This window comes from Pseudomonas sp. HMSC066A08, assembly GCF_001813025.1.
In the GTDB taxonomy this organism is placed as follows: Bacteria; Pseudomonadota; Gammaproteobacteria; order Pseudomonadales; family Pseudomonadaceae; genus Pseudomonas; species Pseudomonas aeruginosa.
Genome location: NZ_KV811233.1, coordinates 1 through 1047, shown reverse-complemented (window position 1 = coordinate 1047; position 1047 = coordinate 1). Strand labels below are relative to the sequence as shown.

General features: G+C 54.4%; 1 protein-coding gene. It reads left to right on the top strand.

Annotated features, from left to right (window positions below; genetic code table 11):
- Positions 1-553: 553 nt before the first annotated feature.
- Positions 554-880 carry a type II toxin-antitoxin system RelE/ParE family toxin gene (locus HMPREF2886_RS02260; RefSeq protein WP_004167231.1) on the top strand — a complete coding sequence of 109 codons (327 nt, stop codon included), beginning with the start codon at positions 554-556 and terminating at the stop codon, positions 878-880.
- The last annotated feature ends 167 nt before the right edge of the window (positions 881-1047 follow it).

The window sequence follows — 1047 nt, the reverse complement described above, 5'->3', positions numbered from 1 at the left end:
GCATTTCGGTCGTATAGCGGGCCAGTGTGGCAATGACCGTCTGCCTACCCCGGCCAATGGCCTTGTCGTACACGGTGCGGATGCACTGAATTTTGCGGCCCTGTTCACGTATCTGCATGGTAGCCCCCTTTCCGTATGGTGCGGATATCTCTTTATCCGCAGTAATGATAGCACACTATCCGCAGGCGGATAAAAAACAAGCATCACATTTCAGATAAAAATCTATCCGCATACAGCTATCGTAGCAGCAGCATATGCCGATAAACGCACTATCTGCACATGATGACGCAAAACTATCCGCATACCGATAGAAAGCTATCACGCTAAAGCATGATAAATAAGTATCCGCATACGGATGATCTTCTATCCTTTGTGCGGATGTTCCCTTATCGGTATAGATGATAATATGCTATCCGCATAGGTTTGCGCCCGGCCGCAGGCGGAAGATGCACCAAAGCAGATAACCACCCGGTCAACATGCGGATAAAAGATTATCCGAAATTGTGACGGTTGCCTCTTGACAGGTTATCGTTTATAAACGACAATATCAGACATGCAGCAGATACGGCACTACCTCGACCCCAACGGACGCGACCACTTCGCCGAGTGGCGCGATCAGGTGCGCGATACCAAAGCGCGAATCGCCATCGACCGGCGCATCATGCGCTTGGAGCTTGGCAACTTCGGCGATCACAAGCCCCTGCGTGAAGGCGTGTGGGAGCTGCGCATCGACGTAGGGCCGGGCTACCGCGTTTATTACGCCAAGGCTGGCTTGACCGTCGTGCTGCTGCTCTGCGGCGGCGACAAGCGCAAGCAGAACGCCGACATTGACCGGGCCTGCGCCTATTGGCGTGATTGGCAGCAACGGACAGGAGATTGAACGATGAAAGATCGAGCACACGACACGGCTATGGCCGAAGTGTTCCGCAACGACCCCGCCTACGCGGTCGAGCTGCTGAACAGCATTCTTGAGGATGGCGAACAGGGCGAACTCTTGATTGCCCTGCGCCAAATGGCCGAGGCCTTCGGAGGCGTGCGACAGGTGGC

Bases quoted from the DNA above. Each gene is read 5' to 3' on its own strand.
- HMPREF2886_RS02260 (WP_004167231.1), top strand. From the start codon at position 554: ATGCAGCAGATACGGCACTACCTCGACCCCAACGGACGCGACCACTTC.